Source organism: Streptomyces sp. Tu 2975 (assembly GCF_009832925.1).
GTDB lineage: Bacteria > Actinomycetota > Actinomycetes > Streptomycetales > Streptomycetaceae > Streptomyces.
In genome coordinates this window covers 1,699,889-1,719,390 of sequence record NZ_CP047140.1, presented here as the reverse complement: position 1 = coordinate 1,719,390, position 19,502 = coordinate 1,699,889, and the positions used below count along the sequence as shown (strand labels likewise).

General features: G+C 71.2%; 13 protein-coding genes and 4 pseudogenes. 15 read left to right on the top strand and 2 right to left on the bottom strand.

Annotation, left to right across the window (positions count from 1 at the left end):
* The first annotated feature begins 77 nt into the window (after positions 1-77).
* The 7 genes from GLX30_RS07570 (at position 78) to GLX30_RS07540 (ending at position 7,280) form a co-directional block, all read left to right on the top strand.
* Entirely contained in the window at positions 78-674 is a 597-nt protein-coding gene (locus tag GLX30_RS07570) for an RNA polymerase sigma factor (protein ID WP_347879697.1), read from the top strand.
* The gene (locus tag GLX30_RS07565) at positions 671-1,549 is read left to right on the top strand and encodes a hypothetical protein (protein ID WP_159685154.1); all 879 of its coding nucleotides are present in this window, start codon (positions 671-673) and stop codon (positions 1,547-1,549) included. The genes GLX30_RS07570 and GLX30_RS07565 overlap by 4 nt, the downstream gene beginning before the upstream one ends.
* Positions 1,550-1,700: 151 nt before the next feature.
* Positions 1,701-1,976, top strand: coding sequence for a hypothetical protein (locus GLX30_RS07560; RefSeq protein ID WP_244258055.1), 276 nt, complete (start codon positions 1,701-1,703; stop codon positions 1,974-1,976).
* A gap of 248 nt (positions 1,977-2,224) precedes the next feature.
* Positions 2,225-2,686, top strand: coding sequence for a hypothetical protein (locus tag GLX30_RS07555; RefSeq protein WP_347879696.1), 462 nt, complete (start codon positions 2,225-2,227; stop codon positions 2,684-2,686).
* 180 nt (positions 2,687-2,866) lie between these two features.
* On the top strand, positions 2,867-4,414 hold the full coding sequence (locus tag GLX30_RS07550) for an aminotransferase class I/II-fold pyridoxal phosphate-dependent enzyme (RefSeq protein WP_159685151.1): 1,548 nt from the start codon (positions 2,867-2,869) through the stop codon (positions 4,412-4,414).
* Positions 4,415-4,543: 129 nt separating this feature from the next.
* On the top strand, positions 4,544-5,992 hold the full coding sequence (locus GLX30_RS07545) for a basic amino acid/polyamine antiporter (RefSeq protein WP_159685148.1): 1,449 nt from the start codon (positions 4,544-4,546) through the stop codon (positions 5,990-5,992).
* A gap of 22 nt (positions 5,993-6,014) precedes the next feature.
* Positions 6,015-7,280 (top strand): arginine deiminase, encoded by a 1,266-nt coding sequence (locus GLX30_RS07540; RefSeq protein ID WP_159685145.1) that lies wholly within the window; start codon positions 6,015-6,017, stop codon positions 7,278-7,280.
* Between the two features lie 27 nt (positions 7,281-7,307).
* Here the strand turns inward: GLX30_RS07540 and GLX30_RS07535 are convergent.
* Positions 7,308-7,540: pseudogene (locus GLX30_RS07535) on the bottom strand (polyphosphate kinase 2); the annotation flags it as partial.
* A 118-nt stretch (positions 7,541-7,658) separates the two neighbouring features.
* Here GLX30_RS07535 and GLX30_RS07530 point away from each other — a divergent pair.
* From GLX30_RS07530 to GLX30_RS07510, 5 genes and pseudogenes are all read left to right on the top strand, one after another.
* A complete protein-coding gene (locus tag GLX30_RS07530; RefSeq protein ID WP_159685142.1) occupies positions 7,659-8,786 on the top strand; it encodes a winged helix DNA-binding domain-containing protein in 1,128 nt (375 codons plus the stop codon).
* Between the two features lie 620 nt (positions 8,787-9,406).
* Complete coding sequence (locus GLX30_RS07525) at positions 9,407-11,035, top strand: transposase (protein WP_159685139.1); 1,629 nt, start codon at positions 9,407-9,409, stop codon at positions 11,033-11,035.
* 68 nt (positions 11,036-11,103) lie between these two features.
* Positions 11,104-12,780 (top strand): AMP-binding protein, encoded by a 1,677-nt coding sequence (locus GLX30_RS07520; protein WP_159685136.1) that lies wholly within the window; start codon positions 11,104-11,106, stop codon positions 12,778-12,780.
* Positions 12,777-14,383, top strand: a pseudogene (locus GLX30_RS07515) (AMP-binding protein). Before GLX30_RS07520 ends, GLX30_RS07515 begins: the two are co-directional and overlap by 4 nt.
* 154 nt (positions 14,384-14,537) lie before the next feature.
* A pseudogene (locus GLX30_RS07510) lies at positions 14,538-14,929 on the top strand (NAD(P)-binding domain-containing protein).
* Positions 14,930-15,004: 75 nt separating this feature from the next.
* Here GLX30_RS07510 and GLX30_RS07505 read toward each other — a convergent pair.
* Positions 15,005-15,736 carry a hypothetical protein gene (locus GLX30_RS07505; protein WP_159685133.1) on the bottom strand — a complete coding sequence of 244 codons (732 nt, stop codon included), beginning with the start codon at positions 15,734-15,736 and terminating at the stop codon, positions 15,005-15,007.
* A gap of 245 nt (positions 15,737-15,981) precedes the next feature.
* Between GLX30_RS07505 and gcl the strand changes: the two genes are divergently transcribed.
* The 3 genes and pseudogenes from gcl (at position 15,982) to GLX30_RS07490 (ending at position 19,235) form a co-directional block, all read left to right on the top strand.
* Positions 15,982-17,769 carry a glyoxylate carboligase gene (gene gcl / locus GLX30_RS07500; RefSeq protein ID WP_159685130.1) on the top strand — a complete coding sequence of 596 codons (1,788 nt, stop codon included), beginning with the start codon at positions 15,982-15,984 and terminating at the stop codon, positions 17,767-17,769.
* A 474-nt stretch (positions 17,770-18,243) separates the two neighbouring features.
* Positions 18,244-18,415 (top strand): annotated as a pseudogene (locus tag GLX30_RS35100) (pyrroloquinoline quinone biosynthesis protein C); the annotation flags it as partial.
* A 241-nt stretch (positions 18,416-18,656) separates the two neighbouring features.
* On the top strand, positions 18,657-19,235 hold the full coding sequence (locus GLX30_RS07490) for a YdeI/OmpD-associated family protein (RefSeq protein ID WP_159685127.1): 579 nt from the start codon (positions 18,657-18,659) through the stop codon (positions 19,233-19,235).
* Positions 19,236-19,502: the final 267 nt, after the last annotated feature.

The following is a 19,502-nucleotide window of genomic DNA, read 5'->3' as shown; positions in this document are numbered from 1 at the left end:
GGACATGGGCACGGGTGCGCCGTACCGACGGGAACGAAGAGGGCCGAGTGGGCAAGGGGCGGGGCAGCCGGCGTGCGGTGACGCACGACAAGGAGCTCGGCGATGCGGTGGCGCGGGCACAACGGGGTGACGAGGCCGCCTTCTCCGCGGCCTACCGACTCGTCCAACCCCCGCTGCTCGGATATCTGCGCGGCCTCGTGGGCGACGACGCCGAGGACGTCGCTTCCGACGCCTGGCTTGAAATCGCCCGCGACATCGGGCGCTTCCGCGGCGACGGCGCCGGCTTCAGAGCCTGGACGGCGACCATCGCCCGCCACCGTGCCATGGACCACCTGCGCCGGATCAGGAGCCGCCCGCGCGGGACGGTCCTCGAGAGCGAGCTCTCCGGGCTGCCCTCCCCGCAGGACACGGCGGCGGAGGCGTTCGAGACCGCCTCGACCCAGGAGGCCCTGGCCCTCATCGCTCAACTGCCCCGGCAGCAGGCGGAGGCGGTGCTCCTCCAGACGGTCATCGGACTCGATGGGCCGTCCGCCGCACGCGTTTTGGGCAAACGTGCGGGAGCCGTGCGCTCCGCCACCCACCGGGGGCTCAGACGGCTGGAGAGATTCCTGGCGTCGCCGCCGCGCGGCGGTGTGACAGATTCGGACTCCCCTTCGCTGGGAGATGCGAGATGACCGAAAACCGATCCGGAGACGCCGTGGGCCCCGCCGCACCGCCGCAGGCCTCACCGCAGCCTCAGGTGCCCGCTACGTCGCGGCAGCCGACGCTCGACGAGCTGCTCGCCGCCGCCGCGCGCCCCGGACCCGTCGCTCCCGATGCCGAGGAGAACGCCCTGGCGGCGTTCCGCGCCGCCCGTGACGAAGGGGCGCTCGCGCTGCCCACCCGCCCCGAGGACGACTGGCGGCCGGCGGAGGCGCGGACCCGTGTCTCCTGGATCCGGGCCGGTGTCGGCGCACTCGTCGCCGGTGTCATGTTCGGCGGCGTCGCGATGGCGGCCGGCGCGATCCCCGCCCCGTTCGCGGACCCGCCCGCCGAGCAGCCACGCCCGGCGCCCCGCGTCTCCCCCTCCGGGGCGGAGGAGCGGACCACCGGCGTGACCCCGCCCGCCACGATGCCCGCCGTCCCGCCTGCCACCGTCCCGGGCGCTCACGAACACCCGCTCACCGCCGAGGACCTGACCGGCCATTGCCGCGCCTATGCGGCGGCGCAAGCGGCAGGCCGGAACCACGATAAGCCGGGCGGTGGCAACGCGAACGGCGGCAAGGCGAACGGCGGCAACGCGAACGGCGGCAAGGCCGACGGGCGAGAGGCCGACGGCGGCGCCAAGGCACGTGCCGTGCGCGAGCGGCTGGCCGCCGTCGCCGGCGGCCCCGACCGGATCGAGGCGTACTGCGCACGCATGGAGGCGGACCGGCCGGCCGGCCCGGCGGGCGAAGAGCACGGCCCGGAGTCCGGGGTGAACGCCGGCACCGACGCACCGTCACCCGAAGATCCCCGAGCGGGGCCGGACAAGTGGCGCGCCCCGATACAGAAGCCGTCACGGCAGTAGGACGCACACGGCGTGCACGACCCGCGGACCCCAGTACGCGCCCGGAACGTGCACGACGCACAGGCCCGCAGGGCGCCGTAAGAGGGATGCGGCCATGACGACGCGGTGCGCCCGGCGCCGTCCGGTGCCGCCCGTGCCTAGGGTGCCCCTTGTGGAACTGGACGATGATCTGAACCGGCTGAGCCGCGACGAACTCGTGGCCGAGGTGAGAGCCCTGCGCCGGGGGATCCGCGCGCACCGGGACAGCTCGGGCCACGATCTGTGCTGGCACCACCCGCAGTTGTGGGGACTGCTGCCGGAGCGCGTGGAGCCCGAGGTGGCGGTACCGCCGTGGCCACGGTTCATGCGCGGCTGTGTCCGCTACCGGGAGTCCCTCCAGGCCCAGTTGCCCGACGCGCCGGTCGACGACCGGGAGTACGGCGGCTAGACCGGCCGGCCGGTCCACCCCCCGGACGCAGCGTGCTCGGGACACCACGTGCCCGAACTTCGCCGGGACGGGCCCCACTTGCCCGTTCGCTCCCTCACCATGACTTCCGTGCGACGCTCCGGCCCGGCCGAGGGTTGTACGCCGGCCGCTGATTTTCTTGTGAGAACAGCCACCTGTGCCGTCCGTGATGCTCCCGCCCGTGTTTCCGCTGGGTCCGGTGAGGCCATCGTTGTGGAAAGGCGGATGCCGTGGAAGATCACGGAGCAGGACTGCCGGACGCCAGGGGCATGCGGAGCTACACCGCCCGGTTCGTCACGGAGATGAGCGAGCGCAGCAGACTGCCGCTCGACTACAGCGTGACGAGCCTGAGACTGGTCGACGTCGTCGTCGACGGACTCAGACGCAACAGACCTGTCCGTACCGGGGTGGACCGCTTCCTTCAGGGGCTCGGTGCCTACACCGGCGAGGTGATGGTCAGACGTGCCGGTGCGTGCTGGGTCGACCTCGACGCGGGACAGCGCGAGATGTTCGGCCAGCCGGTCGGGGTGCGGATGCCGGACGGGCGGGTGTGGAACCCGCTCGGCAAGGTCGTCAAGCGGTTCGAGCACGGCCCCGGCGAGTCGGTCGAGCAGTTCTATCTGCTGCTGCACGGCCGGCGTGCGCCGCGCCTACGCCGGAACACGGCACCCCAGGCGGTCTGCGGCCGATGACCTGAGCCGCTCACCGGCGACGGCCGCACCGACCTGATCGCGGCTCGAACGCCCCGTCCGTCCACCGGCCGGGTCCGCCGCCGAGGCGCCGGGGCCGTTGAACGGCGCGTGACCTCCGCCCGTACCTTCTGGCGGCCCGTGTGGATCCGCACGGGCCGCCACAAGGCAGGGAGGCACGTCTTGGCCGGCAGCAACGGCAGCAATGTCACCGCGCTCTTCCGCGCGTCCACCGCGCACAGTCCGTCGTACTTCACGCTGGACAGGGCGGGCGGCGGCGCGGCCGGCGAGATCGTGGACTTCTGCATCCCCTGCAACCCGTACTTCCCCACCCCCGCCATGTTCGACGAGCTCGGCAGCAGGCTCAGGGAGATCCTGACCTACTACCCGAGCGGCTCCGAGACCATCACCGCCGAGCTCTGCCAACTGCTCGGCCTCAATCCCCAGACCGTAGCCATGGGCAACGGCTCCACCGAACTGATCACCTGGATCGACCATCTGCTCGTCCGCGAGTCACTGGCGGTCCCCGTACCGACCTTCGGCCGCTGGACGGACCAGCCGATGGAGACCGGAAAGCGGGTGGACATGCTGCTGCTGCCCGAGGCGCGCGGATTCGCCCTCGACCCCGCGTCCTTCGTGCAGTTCGTACGGAGCAGAGGCTCCCGCGTCGCCGTCGTGTGCAACCCCAACAACCCCGACGGCGGCCTGCTGCCCAAGCAGCAGGTGCTGTCGCTGCTCGACCAGCTCCAGGACCTGGACCTGGTCGTCGTCGACGAGTCCTTCCTCGAGTTCGCCGACGCCGGGCAGGAGACCAGCGTCGCGGCCGAGGCAGTGCTGCGGACGAACGTGATCGTGCTGCGCAGCCTCGGAAAGAACTTCGGCCTGCACGGGGTGCGTTTCGGCTATCTCGTCGCCAACCCGGGTCTTGCCGGGAAGGTGCGCGCCGCGCTGCCGAAGTGGAACATCAACTCCTTCGCGGAGACCGTGGTGTTCATGCTCAAGCAGCACCGCCAGGAGTACGCGGAGAGCCTCGCGCAGGTGGGACGCGACCGGCAGGACATGATCTGGCGGCTCTCCCAGCTGCCCGGTCTCACCGTCTATCCCTCCCAGGGCAACTTCGTGTACGTGAGGCTCCCGGAAGGTGCCGACGGCGCGATCCTGCGGGACCGGCTGCTCGCGGAGCACGGTGTCCTGGTGCGGGAGTGCGGCAACAAGATCGGCAGCTCCAGCCGGTTCGTCCGTCTGGTGGTGCGTCCCGAGCCGGACGTGGCGCGGCTGGTCTCCGCGATGGAACTCGTGCTGTACGGCGAGCACATCCGGTCCGCGCCCGCCCCGCCGCCCGCTCCGGAGCCGCCGCAGCCGATGCTCGCGCAGATACCGTCACGGTCCCAGCCGCTGCCACGGACCGACGCAACGGCACAGGCGGTACAGGCGCAGGCCCAGCAGCCGGCCGTGGCGACCGTGCCGGCCCAGGCCCAGGCCCAGGCCCGGACGAGGCAGCCGGTTGCCGCCCCGATGCTGGCGCAGGTGCCCGCCCAGACCCAGCCACCCGGGCCCCAGCCGCTGCCGCAGCACGCCCCGCCGCTCGCGCTCACCCGGACGACGACCGCCCACCAGCCGCTCCCCGTCCGGGGCCTGGCACCCGCTCAGGCCGTCCGGCCCGGCGCGGCGGCAGCCACGGGCTACACGTCGGGCACCGCGGCGGTGGACCGCCTCATCTCCCAGGCGTGAGCGCCGTCGGCCTCACGCGGACGTGAGAGCCCCGGCCCGGGACACTCCGTATCCGGCATTCGGCATGAACCGGTGGATAAGCGATAGATTCCGCTATCGGTGACGGTCGGCCGTACGGAGCGGGGAGACATGACGACCCAAGGTGACACCACCGCGGAGACCCGGCCGGCCGTCAAGCTGACCTTCATGACGCTCACCGCCATGGTCGTCGGATCCATGGTGGGCGCAGGGGTGTTCTCCCTCCCGCGGCGCTTCGCCGAGGAGACCGGCGTCGCCGGCGCGCTCATCGCGTGGGCCGTCGCCGGCACCGGCATGCTGATGCTCGCGTTCGTCTTCCAGTCGCTGGCCCTGCGCAGGCCCGACCTCGACGCAGGTGTCTACGCCTACGCCAAGGCCGGGTTCGGCGAATACCTCGGCTTCTTCGCCGCCTTCGGCTACTGGGCCAGCGCCTGCGTCGGCAACGTGACGTACTGGGTGCTCATCATGTCGACGATCGGAGCCGTCTGGCCCGCGCTCGGCGACGGCGACACCCTGCTCGCGGCCGTGCTGTCCTCGATCGGGCTGTGGGGGTTCTTCCTCCTCATCCAGCGCGGTGTGAAAGAGGCCGCCGCGATCAACCGGATCGTCACCGTCGCCAAGATCGTCCCGATCCTGGTCTTCGTCGTCATCGCGCTGTTCTACTTCAAGGCGGGCGTCTTCGCCGACAACTTCGGCGGCGCCGACTATGCGGGCTCCCTCTTCGAGCAGGTCCGCGGGACCATGCTCGCCACGGTGTTCGTCTTCCTCGGCGTCGAGGGCGCGAGCGTGTACTCGCGGCACGCCAAGCGCCGGGCCGATGTGGGGCGCGCCACGGTGCTCGGCTTCCTGAGCGTGTTCGCGGTCTTCGCCTCCGTCACCATCGTGTCGTACGGGATCATGCCGATGGCCGAGATCGCAGAGCTCCGCCAGCCGTCGATGGCCGGTGTCCTGGAGGCGGCGGTCGGCCCGTGGGGCAAGGTCTTCATCAGCGTCGGCCTGATCGTCTCCGTCCTCGGGGCCTATCTGGCCTGGACGTTGATGGCCGCCGAAGTGCTCTTCGTCGCCGCCAAGGACGACGACATGCCGCGTTTCCTGAAGCGGTCCACCGCGGCCGACGTGCCGGAACCGGCGCTGGTGATGACGACGCTCCTCAGCCAGGTCGTCCTGATCGTCACGCTCTTCTCCGACGACGCCTTCAATTTCGCGCTCGACCTGACGAGCGCCCTCACCCTCATCCCGTTCCTGCTCGCGGCGGCGTTCGCGCTCAAGATCGGGCTCAGGCCCGACGACAGGACCGCCGGCGGCCGTGGTTCCGGCCGGGAGCTGACGGTCGCCGCCGTCGCCACCCTCTACACGGCCTTCCTGCTCTACGCCGCCGGGCTGAAGTTCGTCCTCGTCTCCTTCATCATCTACGCGCCCGCCACGTTCCTCTTCGTGAAGACCCGCAGGGAACAGGGCAGAAAGCTGTTCTCGCCCGCCGAGATCGTCATCTGCGCCGTCTCGGTGGCCGGTGCCGTGCTGGGCGTCGTCGCCCTGGCCGCCGGCTGGATCACCCTCTGACCCGGAGACCAGGAAGGCTCACATGACGACCGACACCACCAGCAGCGCCCGCACGTCGTACGGCGTCCACTCGGAGGTCGGCAGACTCCGCAAGGTCCTGGTCTGCGCCCCCGGCCTCGCGCACCGCCGGCTCACCCCCACCAACGCGGACGACCTGCTCTTCGACGACGTGATGTGGGTCGACAACGCCCGGCGCGACCACGCCGACTTCGTCGACAAGCTCCGTGAACGGGACGTCGACGTCGTCGAGTTGTACGACCTGCTCACGCAGACCATGGCGATCGGCGAGGCCCGGTCGTGGCTACTGGACCGGAAGATCACGGCCAACGAGGTCGGCATCGGTCTCATCGACTCCACCCGCGCCTTCCTCGAGACGCTCGAGCCCCGCAAGCTCGCCGAATACCTGATCGGCGGCCTGGCGACCGCCGACCTGCCCGAGGAGTTCCGCCCCGGATACGTCGCCCTCGCCCGCGAATCGACCGGCGTACGCGAGTACCTCATGCCGCCGCTGCCCAACACCCTCTACACCCGCGACACGACCTGCTGGCTCTACGGCGGCCTCACCCTCAACCCCCTCTACTGGCCCGCCCGCCACGGCGAGACGCTGCTGATGAAGGCGATCTACGAGTTCCACCCCGACTTCGCCGGCTCGACCGTGTGGTGGGGCGACCCCGAACTCGACTGGGGCCAGGCCACGTTCGAGGGCGGCGACATCATGCCCGTAGGAGGCGGCGTCGTCCTCATGGGCATGAGCGAACGCACCTCCCGCCACGCCATCACCCAGGTCGCCGCAGCGCTCTTCGCGAACGGCGCCGCCCGGCACGTCGTCGTCGCCGGCATGCCCAAACTACGCTCCGCGATGCACCTCGACACCGTCTTCACCTTCGCCGACCGTGACATCGTCACCGTCTACCCGAAGATCATGGACGCGGTGCACACGTTCTCGCTCCGCCCGTCCGACAAGGCGCCCGGCGTGGAGATCACCGACGAGGGGTCGGCGGCCTTCACCGACGTCGTCGCCAAGGCCCTCGGCCTGTCCGGGCTGCGGATCATCGAGACCGCCGGCGACGTCTACGCCTCCGAACGCCAGCAGTGGGACAGCGGGAACAACGCCGTCGCCCTCGAGCCGGGCGTGGTGTTCACCTATGACCGCAACACCCAGACCAACGCCCTGCTGCGCAAGGCGGGCGTGGAGGTCATCACCATCGTCGGCGCGGAACTGGGCCGCGGCCGGGGCGGCGGTCACTGCATGACGTGTCCGATCGTCCGTGATCCGGTCGACTTCTGACCTGCCCGCCCGCGGCGGCCGGGACGCTCAGGCGCCGGTCCCACCGCCCGGGTGCGCGCCCGGCCCCTCGGCATGACCGGCGAGCGGGGCCGGGGGCAGGGAAAGTTCTCCTCACCCGGTTCCAGGAGCGTGTCGGCAGGCCCGACGATCAGCGGGTCCGGCCGTCCGGCGGCGTCCGGGTCCTTGCTGTCGTAGTCGATGCGCCACAGCAAACTGCGCATGGCCTCCAGGCGGCCACGGCGCTTGTCGTTGCTCTTGATGTCGTCCATCGCTGCCACCTGCCCGGTCCGGCTGCCGATCCGTATACATCGTGATGCGACCCGACAGCTCCCGCTATTGCGGACAGAAACTGTCCGCAACCCTCGGTAGCGTGCGGACATGGCCTCGAAAACCGCGTCCCACCCCGTTCTCGGCACCCGCGAGCTCAACCGCGCCACCCTCGCCCGGCAGCTCCTGCTGCGGCGCGCGCCCCGGGCCGAGATGCCCGTCGCGGCGGCCGTCGCGCACCTCGTCGGGCTCCAGGCGCAGAACGTGAAGCCGCCCTACTACGCGCTCGACGCCCGGCTGGAGGCGTTCGATCCGCAGGAGCTGTCCACGCTGATGGAGACCCGCGAGGTGGGGCGGCTCGTGACCATGCGGTCCACCATCCACACGCACACCGCCGACGACTGCCTGCTGCTGCGGCCCCTCGTCCAGCCGGCCAGGGACCGCGAGCTGGCGCAGTTCCGCACCGGGCTCGTCGGCGTCGACCTCCAGCGGCTCGCCGCCCTCGCACGCGAACTCGTCGAGGAGGAGCCGCAGAGTATGAAGGAGCTGCGGGAAGCGCTGCTCGCGCACTGGCCGGACGCCGACCCGTTCGCACTGTCCGTCGCCGCCCGGTGCTCACTGCCGCTGGTGCAGGTCACCCCGCGGGGACTGTGGGGCAGGAGCGGCCAGGTCCGGCTCACCACCGCGGAACGGTGGTTCGACCGGCCGTCGGAGCCCGAGCCGGACGCCGAGGACGCCGTACGGCGCTACCTCGCCGCCTTCGGGCCCGCCTCCGTCAAGGACTTCCAGACCTGGTCCGGGCTGACGCGTACACGAGAGGTCTTCGAACGGCTGCGGCCGGGGCTCGTCGTGTTCCAGGACGAGTACGGCATGGAACTCTTCGACCTCCCCGACGCGCCCCGGCCCGACGCCGGCACCCCGGCACCGGCTCGTCTGCTGCCCGAGTTCGACAACCTTCTGCTCTCGCACGCGGACCGGCGCCGGGTGGTGTCCGCGGAGCACAAGGGGCTCACCTGGCGGGGCAACCAGGCGCACTGCACCTTTCTCCTCGACGGTTTCCTCGCCGGGATCTGGCGGCTGGAGGAGTCCGGGGACAGAGCGACGGTGACGCTGCAGCCCTTCGACGCGCCGACGAGGGCGCAGCGGGAGGAACTGACGGGCGAGGCGGAGCGGATGCTGCGGACGATGCGGGCGGATGCGGCGCCCGAGGTGCGGTTCGGGCCTGTGCGGGTGGCGTAACGCCTACGGCGGGCCGGTCCCCGCCCCTCCCCTTCCCGAACCGGGCTCCGCCCGGACCCGGTACCGCGCTCCGCGCGGTGATTCCGGGGGCTCTGCCCCCGGACCCCGCGCCTCGAACGTCGGCGAGGCTGAAGTTGCCTTTCCCGCCGGCGGGGCTGATTTCACAGAGCGACATCCAGCACGCCTGGGGGCACATCCCACGGCCGCCAGGCCGTAGGGGGCGAGGACACCGCGCGGTACGCGGTCCGGGGCCTGTCCCGCCATGCGGCGGAGCCGCACATCGATGCAACGGGAAGGGGCGGGGAGGGGGAAACGCCCCGCGCGGCGGGCGGCGCCCGTCACGGCAGCAGGCCCGCGCGGCGCGCCGCCACCACCGCAGCCGGAGCAGCGCCGCCCGCATCTCGGCCGCTTCGCCGGTTCCTGTCACGCGTGCTTGCTGGTTTTTGACTCTCCATGAGTGTGTTCTGGCGTGTGTGAGTGAGCTGAAGTGTGTGGTCGGGGGATTGTGCTCTGTTGTGGCTGGGGAGGGAACGGGAGTCCGTGGATCGAATGCGTGACCTCTACGGGTTGCGCTCGTTGGGTAGGGGGAGCGGCTGTTCGGGACGTGTCGGGGGGCGGGGGTGGGTGGTCTGCGGGAGCTTGCGGCGCCGTTCATCGCGCCGGGCCCGTCGGGGGTGGCGATCCGTACCCGGCTCAAACAGCTCACCGCCGGCGATGTGGAGGTGCTGCGCCAGGTGGGCGTCCACTTGGGCGCGCTCGCCGGTCGTGACCTGAAGGTGCGTTGCCGTGACGGTCTGGCCCACGACTCGCAGGCGTGGGCGGTGCGCAAGCGGGAGCTGACGCCGCAGTCGTCGGCCCGGTGGGCGGGCGCGATCACCAAAGCCACGCACGATCAGTGGGCGCTGGCCCGCCGCTGCGCCCTCGCCCACATCCAGTCCCTGGAGGCGGGGGTGCGGACGTTGCGGCACCGGCTGTCACTGCCCGTCGGTGAGAAGGGCACGAAGAAGGCTCCGGGTGGTTACCGCAGTCGGCGGGAGTGGCACGCCAAGTCGCGGCGCCTGCACCTGCTGGAGGACCGGCTGGCGCGGGAGCGGGCCGCCTGGAAGGCGGGGACCGTGCACGTGGTGCGGGGCGGTAAGCGCCTGTCCCGCATGCGGCACCACCTGCCCACCGCCGGGCTCACCGAGGCGCAGTGGCGTGAACGCTGGAAGGCGGCACGCTGGTTCGCGCAGGCGGACGGGGAGTCCGGAAAGCGGTTCGGGAACGAAACCATCCGCATCAGTGCGGAGGGTGAGGTCAGCATCCGGCTCCCCGCCCCGCTCACCCATCTGGCCAACGCTCCGCATGGCCGGTACGTCCTGACCGGCCGGGTGGTGTTCGCGCACCGAGGGCAGGAACGGGCCGACCGGGCGGCGGCGAACCGGGCCGTCGCCTACCGCATCCACCACGACATGGACCGCGGCCGCTGGTATGTGACCGCCTCCTGGCAGACCCCGGTATCGAAGACCCTTCCGCTGGCCGCGGCCCTGGCCGACGGGGTGATCGGGGTCGACATGAACGCCGACCACCTGGCCGCCTGGCGCCTCGACACCCACGGCAACCCGTGCGGCAGCCCGCGCCGCTTCCCCTACGACCTCACCGGACCCGCAGGCCACCGGGACGCCCAGGTCCGCCACGCCCTGACCCGGCTGCTGCACTGGGCCACATCCTGCGGCGTGAAGGCCATCGCCGTCGAGGACCTCGACTTCACCGCCGAGAAGACCCGGGAGAAACACGGCAGCAGGAAACGGTTCAGGCAGCTGGTCTCCGGCATGCCCACCGGCCGGCTCCGCGCCCGTCTGACCTCCATGGCCGACGCCACGGGAATCACCATCGTCGCCGTCGACCCCGCCTACACCTCAAAGTGGGGTGCCCAGCACTGGCAGAAGCCGCTCACCCACGCCACCCGTAAGACCACCCGTCACGATGCGGCGAGCATCGCGATCGGGCGACGCGCCCAGGGCTATCCGGTCCGGCGACGGACGGCACTGCCCCGCACTCACCAGAGCGATGGATGCGGGCATCGGACCGTCCAGGCCGGCTCGGACACCCCAGGGCGTGAGGGACCCCGCCCCCGTATTCCCGGACCACGGACCCGATCCGTGCCACCGGACACGGAGCGAACGCGGGCGACCAGGACACCCAAAACCGTTCGGGATGTCCGCAGCGACCAGGAACGGGTCCAAGACCCACTCCTGCTCACTGAATAGGAACGGTAGTGAGCCCTGGGTCACCGATTACACGATGTGGACGGCCGGTCCCGCAACGAGGAGGACACATGACGTCTGGCAGCGCGACGGAGAGGTTCCGGGCCGCTCGGGACTTCCTGCTGAAGCACCGGGAGGACTACGTACGCGCGTACGAGGGCTTCGAGTGGCCCCGCCTCGAGCACTTCAACTGGGCGCTGGACTGGTTCGACGTCATCGCGGAGGGCAACGACGCGCCCGCCCTGCGGATCGTCGAGGAGGACGGGACGAGCGGCCGGTTCTCGTTCGCCGAGATGTCCGCCCGGTCCGACCGGGCTGCGAACTGGATGCGCGCCCAGGGGGTCGGGGCCGGTGACCGGATCCTCGTCATGCTCGGCAACCAGGTCGAGCTGTGGGAGACCGCGCTCGCCGCGATGAAGCTGCGCGCCGTGATGATCCCGGCGACGCCGCTGCTCGGCCCGGCGGACCTGCGCGACCGGATCGAGCGCGGCCGGGTGCGGCATGTCGTGGTGCGCCTGGAGGACACCGGCAAGTTCGACGACGTCCCCGGCGACTACGGCCGGATCGTGGTCGGCGGCGAGCACCCCGGCTGGCTGCCCTACAGCGGTGTGTACGACAGTCCGCGAACCTTCGAGCCCGACGGCCCCACCCGCGCGGACGAGACGCTGATGCTGTACTTCACCTCCGGTACCACCGCGCGGCCGAAGCTCGTCGAGCACACCCATGTGTCGTACCCGGTCGGTCATCTCGCGACCATGTACTGGATCGGCCTGAAGCCCGGCGACGTGCATCTGAACATCTCCTCGCCCGGCTGGGCCAAGCACGCCTGGTCCAACCTGTTCGCGCCGTGGAACGCGGAGGCGACGGTCTTCATCCACAACTACACGCGCTTCGACCCGGGCCGGCTGATGGCCGAGATGGACCGGGAGGGGATCACCAGCTTCTGCGCCCCGCCGACGGTCTGGCGGATGCTCATCCAGGCCGACCTGAGCCGGCTGCGGAAGCCGCCGCGGGAGGTCGTCGCGGCCGGTGAGCCGCTCAACCCGGAGGTCATCGAGACGGTGCGACGCGAGTGGGGCGTGACCGTCCGCGACGGGTTCGGCCAGACGGAGACGGCCGTGCAGGTGTCCAACAGCCCCGGCCAGCTCCTCAAGACAGGCTCGATGGGCCGGCCCAGCCCCGGCTATCAGGTGGAACTCCTCGACCCGGTCACCGGTGAACCGGGCGCGGCGGAGGGCGAGATCGCCCTGGACCTGTCGGGCCGGCCGGTGGGCCTGATGACCGGGTACCACGGTGACGAGGAGCGCACGGCGGAGGCGATGGCAGGCGGCCACTACCGCACGGGCGACATCGGCTCCCGCGACGCCGACGGCTACATCACCTATGTGGGCCGGTCGGACGACGTCTTCAAGGCATCCGACTACAAGATCAGTCCCTTCGAGCTGGAGAGCGCGCTGCTGGAGCACGAGGCGGTGGCGGAGGCCGCGGTGGTGCCGGCCCCCGACCCGGTGCGCCTCGCCGTCCCGAAGGCGTACGTCGTCCTCGCGGAGGGCTGGGAGCCCGGGCCCGACACGGCCAAGCTGATCTTCGAGCACTCGCGCGCGGTGCTCGCCCCGTACAAGCGCATCCGCCGGCTGGAGTTCGCCGAGCTGCCGAAGACCGTGTCCGGGAAGATCCGCCGGATCGAGCTGAGGGAGCGCACGGCCCAGGGTTCCGCCGCCGAGTACACGGAAGGCGACCTGCGATGACACTCTCGTACGCACACGGCGTCAGCAGCACTCCGCTGCTCGGCGAGACGATCGGCGGCAACCTGGCGCGTACCGCCGCCGCGCACCCCGACCGGGAGGCGCTGGTCGACGTGGCGGCCGGCGCCCGATGGACCTACGCCGAACTCGACGCCGCCGTCGATGTGCTGGCCCGCGGACTCCTCGGCTCGGGCATCGGCAAGGGTGACCGCGTGGGGATCTGGGCGGTCAACTGCGCGGAGTGGGTGCTGATCCAGTACGCCACCGCCCGGATCGGCGCGATCATGGTGAACATCAACCCGGCGTACCGGGCGCACGAGCTCGAGTTCGTACTGAACCAGGCCGGGGTCTCGCTGCTGGTCGCCTCGCAGACGCACAAGAGCAGCGACTACCGCGCCATGGTCGACGCGGTTCGCCCCAAGTGCGCGGGGCTGCGCGCCGTCCACTACATCGCCGACAGCTCATGGCACATGCTGCTGGAGGCGGCCGCCGGCGTCGCCGACGAGCAACTGCGAGCCCGGGAGGCGCAGTTGTCGTGCGACGACCCGGTCAACATCCAGTACACGTCGGGCACGACCGGCTTCCCGAAGGGCGCCACCCTCTCCCACCACAACATTCTCAACAACGGCTACTTCGTCGGCGAGATGATCGCCTACAGCGAGCAGGACCGGGTGTGCATCCCCGTGCCCTTCTACCATTGCTTCGGCATGGTCATGGGGAATCTCGCCGCCACCTCCCACGGCGCGTGCATGGTGATCCCGGCGCCCTCCTTCGACCCGGCGGCCACCCTGCGCGCGGTGCAGCAGGAGCGCTGCACCGCCCTGTACGGGGTGCCGACGATGTTCATCGCCGAGCTGAACCTGCCCGACTTCGCCTCCTACGACCTCTCCACCCTGCGCACCGGCATCATGGCGGGCTCCCCGTGTCCGGTAGAGGTGATGAAGCGGGTCGTCGCCGAGATGAACATGGCCGAGGTGTCGATCTGTTACGGCATGACGGAGACGTCCCCCGTCTCCACGCAGACCCGGCGCGACGACGATCTGGAACGCCGCACGGGCACCGTCGGCCGCGTCATGCCGCACATCGAGGTCAAGATCGTCGACCCGGTCAGCGGCGTGACCCTGCCGCGCGGCGAGGCGGGCGAGTTGTGCACCCGTGGCTACAGCGTGATGCTCGGCTACTGGGACGAGCCGGAGAAGACCGCGGAGTCGGTCGACGCGGGCCGCTGGATGCACACGGGCGACCTTGCCGTCATGCGCGAGGACGGCTACGTGCAGATCGTCGGCCGCATCAAGGACATGATCATCAGGGGCGGCGAGAACGTGTACCCCCGGGAGATCGAGGAGTTCCTCTACGCGCACCCGAAGATCGCCGACGTGCAGGTGGTCGGCGTGCCGGACGAGCGCTACGGCGAGGAGATCCTCGCCTGCGTGATCCCGCGCGACCCGGCGGACCCCCGACGCTGGAGGAGATCGCCGAGTTCTGCCGCGAGCGGCTGGCCCACTACAAGATCCCGCGCCGCCTGGAGGTCCTCACGGACTTCCCCATGACGGTGAGCGGCAAGGTCCGCAAGGTGGAACTGCGGCGCCGCTTCGGGGACGCCTGAGACAGCGCCGCGCACCGGACAGCGCCGCGCACCGGACCGGGCCGGGTCCGGTGCACGGCCGGTCCGGGCGTGGCGGGACCTACGTCATGAGGCCCACCACGTCCGGGCCTCGAGCCCGATCCCGCCGGGTCGGCGGCGCAGTTGGCGTCGCGCCATGCGTATCGGAATTCTTGGCACAGGCAACGTGGCCCGAGCACTGGCGGCCGGCTGGTCCGACGCGGGACACGAGGTGGTTCTCGGGTCGCACCGGCCGCGGGACAGGAACGAACCCGGCCGGACTCCACCGTGATGGCGCACTCCGACGGCCTGGGCGGTCCCGGCACGGTCTTCCTCTCCGGTGAGAGCGCGGCCGCGAAGCAGCTCACGAGCCGGCTCCACCGTGACCTCGCCGACCTCGGATGGCCGTCCGCCTCCCTGATGGACATCGGCGGCATCACCACCGCACGGGGACAGGAGCACTTCGCGCTGCTCTTCATGGGGATCGCCGCCGGTGTGGGCGGCCACACGTTCAACATCAACGTCGTCACGCCGTCGACCGGCCGGTGAGGCGCCCCGGTCGCTGAACGGACCGTAGAACCAGGAGAGCGGGGGAAGGGTGGCGCCGGCCGCGCCGGCGGGGCGTCACACGCCCGTGGAGATCAGCTCGTCAGCAGGGGCGTTGACCGGCTGCGGGCAGCCGGTGAGGTCCATGACGAACAGGGGGACGCCGAGCTGGTCGGCGCGGGCGCGTGCGTCGTCCGCGTAGCCCGCGAGGGAGAAGAAGACGCTCGCGGAGGACGAGCTGAGGCCGTTCAGCCACAGGCATTCGACGGCGCGCAGGGTGGCCGGTCTGGTCGTGGGATCGACCTGGGCGACGATGCCGGGGCCCCTGAGGTCGATGCCGGACACGGGGCGGACCTCGGGCTGGATCACGTCGCGGAAGCCCAGCCACTTGAGGTAGAGGGCCGCGGCGGTGACCGCGTCGCGGGCGTTGCGGATCGTCACCGGCCGGAAGGAGGGCCGGGAGGCGACCGCCGTGCGCGGCAGCGGTATGTGCCAGGGGCGCCGGAGACGACTCGGCCCCTCGGCGGAGGCCGGCACCGGGCGTGTGCCGACGGGCCGGACGGGGACCCGCAGGACCGTGCCGCACGGGCAGCCCAGCTCGGGCTGGGGCCACTGGTCCTGGCGGTCGCACTCGGGGCAGCGGACCGTCACCCACTCGTCCGTCCAGGTGCGGTGCGTTATGGGCTCCGGCCGGGCGGCTCGCAGCAGGGGCGCCGCGAGCGGAGCGCCGCACGGGCACGGGTAGACGGGTGCCGCGAAGAGGTGGTCGCGGCGGCAGACCGGGCAGCGCACCGGCACGCTCTCGGTCATCGCGGCCTCTCTTCCTCTCCTCGGTTGCCCCCATCGTCCATCAACCGCGCCTCGTTGGCGAGGTACTTCGCCGACTCGGCGGGCCGTCGGCCGTCGTGATGGGCGTCCCTTGACGTGGCCCGGACCGCGCCCTACATTGCTTCCGTATAGCAAAACTGAACTTCCACTATACGGAATAGCTGCTCTCAGGTGGCGCGACAGAGCCCGTTCCGACCAGATCCGACAGGCCGAAGCAGGAGCACCCCATGCCTCGAATGACCGCCGCCCGTGCGGCAGTTGAGATCCTCAAGCGTGAAGGCGTCACCCACGCGTTCGGTGTGCCGGGCGCAGCGATCAACCCCTTCTACAAGGCCCTCCAGGCCGGCGGCGGCATCGAGCACACCCTCGCCCGCCACGTCGAGGGCGCGTCCCACATGGCCGAGGGCTACACCCGTACCCGGCCGGGCAACATCGGCGTCTGCATCGGCACCTCCGGCCCCGCCGGCACGGACATGATCACCGGGCTGTACTCGGCGATCGGCGACTCGATCCCGATCCTGTGCATCACCGGCCAGGCCCCCACCTCCGTGATCCACAAGGAGGACTTCCAGGCCGTCGACATCGCCTCGATCGCCAAGCCGGTCACCAAGGCCGCCACGACCGTGCTGGAGGCCGCGCAGGTCCCCGGCGTGTTCCAGCAGGCCTTCCATCTGATGCGCTCCGGCCGCCCCGGCCCGGTCCTGATCGACCTGCCGATCGACGTCCAGCTCACCGAGATCGACTTCGACCCGGAGACGTACGAGCCGCTGCCGGTCTACAAGCCGGCCGCGACCCGGGCCCAGATCGAGAAGGCCATCGGCTTCCTGCTGGAGTCCGAGCGTCCGCTGATCGTCGCCGGCGGAGGCATCATCAACGCCGACGCCTCGGACCTGCTCGTCGAGTTCGCCGAGATCACCGGCACGCCCGTCATTCCCACCCTGATGGGCTGGGGCACCATCCCGGACGACCACGAGCTGAACGCCGGCATGGTCGGCCTCCAGACGTCGCACCGCTACGGCAACGCGAACTTCCTCGAGTCCGACTTCGTCCTCGGCATCGGCAACCGCTGGGCCAACCGTCACACCGGCTACAAGCTCGACGTCTACACCAAGGGCCGCACGTTCGTCCACGTCGACATCGAGCCCACCCAGATCGGCAAGATCTTCGCCCCCGACTACGGCATCGCCTCCGACGCGAAGGCCGCCCTGGAGCTCTTCGTCGAGGTCTCGAAGGAACTGAAGGCCGCCGGCCGGCTGCCCGACCGCCGGGCGTGGGTCGACGCCACCAACGAGCGCAAGGCGACGCTGCAGCGGCGTACGCACTTCGACAACGTGCCGCTCAAGCCGCAGCGCGTGTACGAGGAGATGAACCGCGCGTTCGGGCCGGAGACGCGGTACGTCACCACCATCGGTCTCTCGCAGATCGCGGGCGCCCAGATGCTGCACGTCTACCGGCCGCGCCACTGGATCAACTGCGGTCAGGCCGGCCCGCTCGGCTGGACGATCCCCGCCGCGCTGGGTGTGGCCAAGGCCGACCCCGAGGCCTCCGTCGTCGCCCTGTCCGGCGACTACGACTTCCAGTTCATGCTGGAGGAGCTGGCGGTCGGCGCGCAGCACCGCATCCCGTACGTCCACGTCCTGGTGAACAACTCCTACCTGGGCCTGATCCGTCAGGCGCAGGCCGGCCTGGACATCAACTTCCAGGTCAACCTGGAGTTCGAGAACATCAACTCCCCGGAGATCGGCGTCTACGGCGTGGACCACGTCAAGGTCGTCGAGGGCCTCGGCTGCAAGGCGATCCGCGTCACCGAGCCGGACCAGCTGCTGCCGGCCTTCGAAGAGGCGAAGAAGCTCGCCGCCGAGTACCGGGTCCCGGTCGTGGTCGAGGCGATCCTGGAGCGCGTCACCAACATCGCGATGAGCAAGACCGCGGACATCAGTGACGTCACCGAGTTCGAGGAGATCGCCACCGAGCCGGGCCACGCCCCGACCGCGATCAGGCCGCTGAAGGTCTGACGCCGCCGGACGCCCGGTCCGCCTCCTCGGACCGGGCGTCCGTCATGTCCCGGCACCCGCCCGCCGGCTCAGCGCGCCGGTGCCGTCAACTCCACCTCGAACACCTGGTCGGAACCGTCGGGCTCGCCGCCGTTGCGGTCGGTGTTCGTCGTGGACACCCACAGGGCGTTCCCGCCGGGAACCTTCCTCGACGGTGCGAAGCCGCCCGTACGTGTCCTTGAAGTACGCCACCGGGCGCCCGCCTCCGGGCCGTCGACGGGAATGCGCCACAGCCGTTGCCCACAGCCGGCCCTCCGCGTCCCACGCCAGGTGGCGGTCCTCTTCCCGCATGGGCGACACCGCGATGCCCGGCACACCGTCCTCGGCCCCGGTGGTCGCCGACTCGGGGACGCTGCCCACGAGTGTCCTCGTGCCGTCCTGAGCGAGCTCGAGGACGTCGAATGTCTCGCGCAACTTCCGCCGGCTGCGGCCGACGTCGGGGCGGTCGCAGCGTCGCTCACCGAGCTCCCGCCCCGACCTCATGCGGCGGCGTATCGAAGCCTTCGAACGGCACTACCCGTGGATCGACGCCGAAGGGCCGGCCCACTGCCGGACCCGTGTCGGCCCGGGCCGGCGGGACAGCGGCGAGGCGATGGACCTCTCGCTTCCCCGGGGCGCCGGTGACCACCGACGTTCCCGCGTTCCTGCGGCGGCTGCGCGCGGAGGTCCGGCTGCGGAGACCGCCGTGCCGAACCGTGGGCGGCGCTGCTCGCCGAGCCGACCCACGCCTGTCCGCTGCTGCGTCGCCCGTACTGCTCCACCTCTCGCGTCGGTGATCCTTGAGGCGCCCTGACAAGCGCCGGGACGTGCGGCGTTCCGTGCTTTAGCGTGGCCGTCAGGAGGTGGCGATGGAAACGCTGGACGGTCTGCCACTGCTCGGCTTCGCCGAGCCGGAGGGGCTGGAGGCCTGGCTGGAGGAGCATCACGGGACGGCACCGGGCGCCTGGCTCAAGCTCGCGAAGAAGGGCTCGGGTATCCCCTCACCGACCTCCGACGAGGTCAACGACGCGGCGCTCTGCTTCGGCTGGATCACCGGTCTGAGGCGCTCGTACGACGACGTGTACTACCTCCAGAAGATCACCCGCCGTCGGCCTCGGAGCACCTGGTCGCAGGTGAACATCGACAAGGTCGAGTCGCTGACGGCCGCCGGCCGGATGCGCGAGCCGGGCCTCGCGGAGGTGGCGGCGGCCCGGGCGGACGGCCGGTGGGACGCCGCCTACGCGTCGCAGCGCGACGCCACGGTGCCCGCGGACCTGGCCGCCGCGCTCGAGGCGAACACCCCGGCGCGAAAGACCTTCGAGGGCCTCGGCAGGTCGGACCGGTACATGGTGATCCTGAACCTGCTGAAGGCCACGACCCCCCGGACACGGGCGGCCCGCCTCGACCGGATGATCGCCACGCTGGCCGCCGGCGAGAAGGTGCGCTGAGCCGGAGCGGACGCGGGCGCGGTGCAGGGCGACGACGTGGATCAGGGCCCGGCCTCTGTGCGACGGCCGGACCCTGATCCCGGGCGCGCGGCACGGGACCGTACCGGACCGTGCACCCTGTCTGTGACGTTGTGGCCGCCCGACGGTGCGAGGCTGGCGCGACAGGACGTTCGCGCCGCCGGGCGGAGTCTTGGAGAGATGGAAGAGGGGACCGCGGCGGGGCGATCGGCAGACCGGAGCGCGTTCTTCAGGTCAGAACGGGTCCGG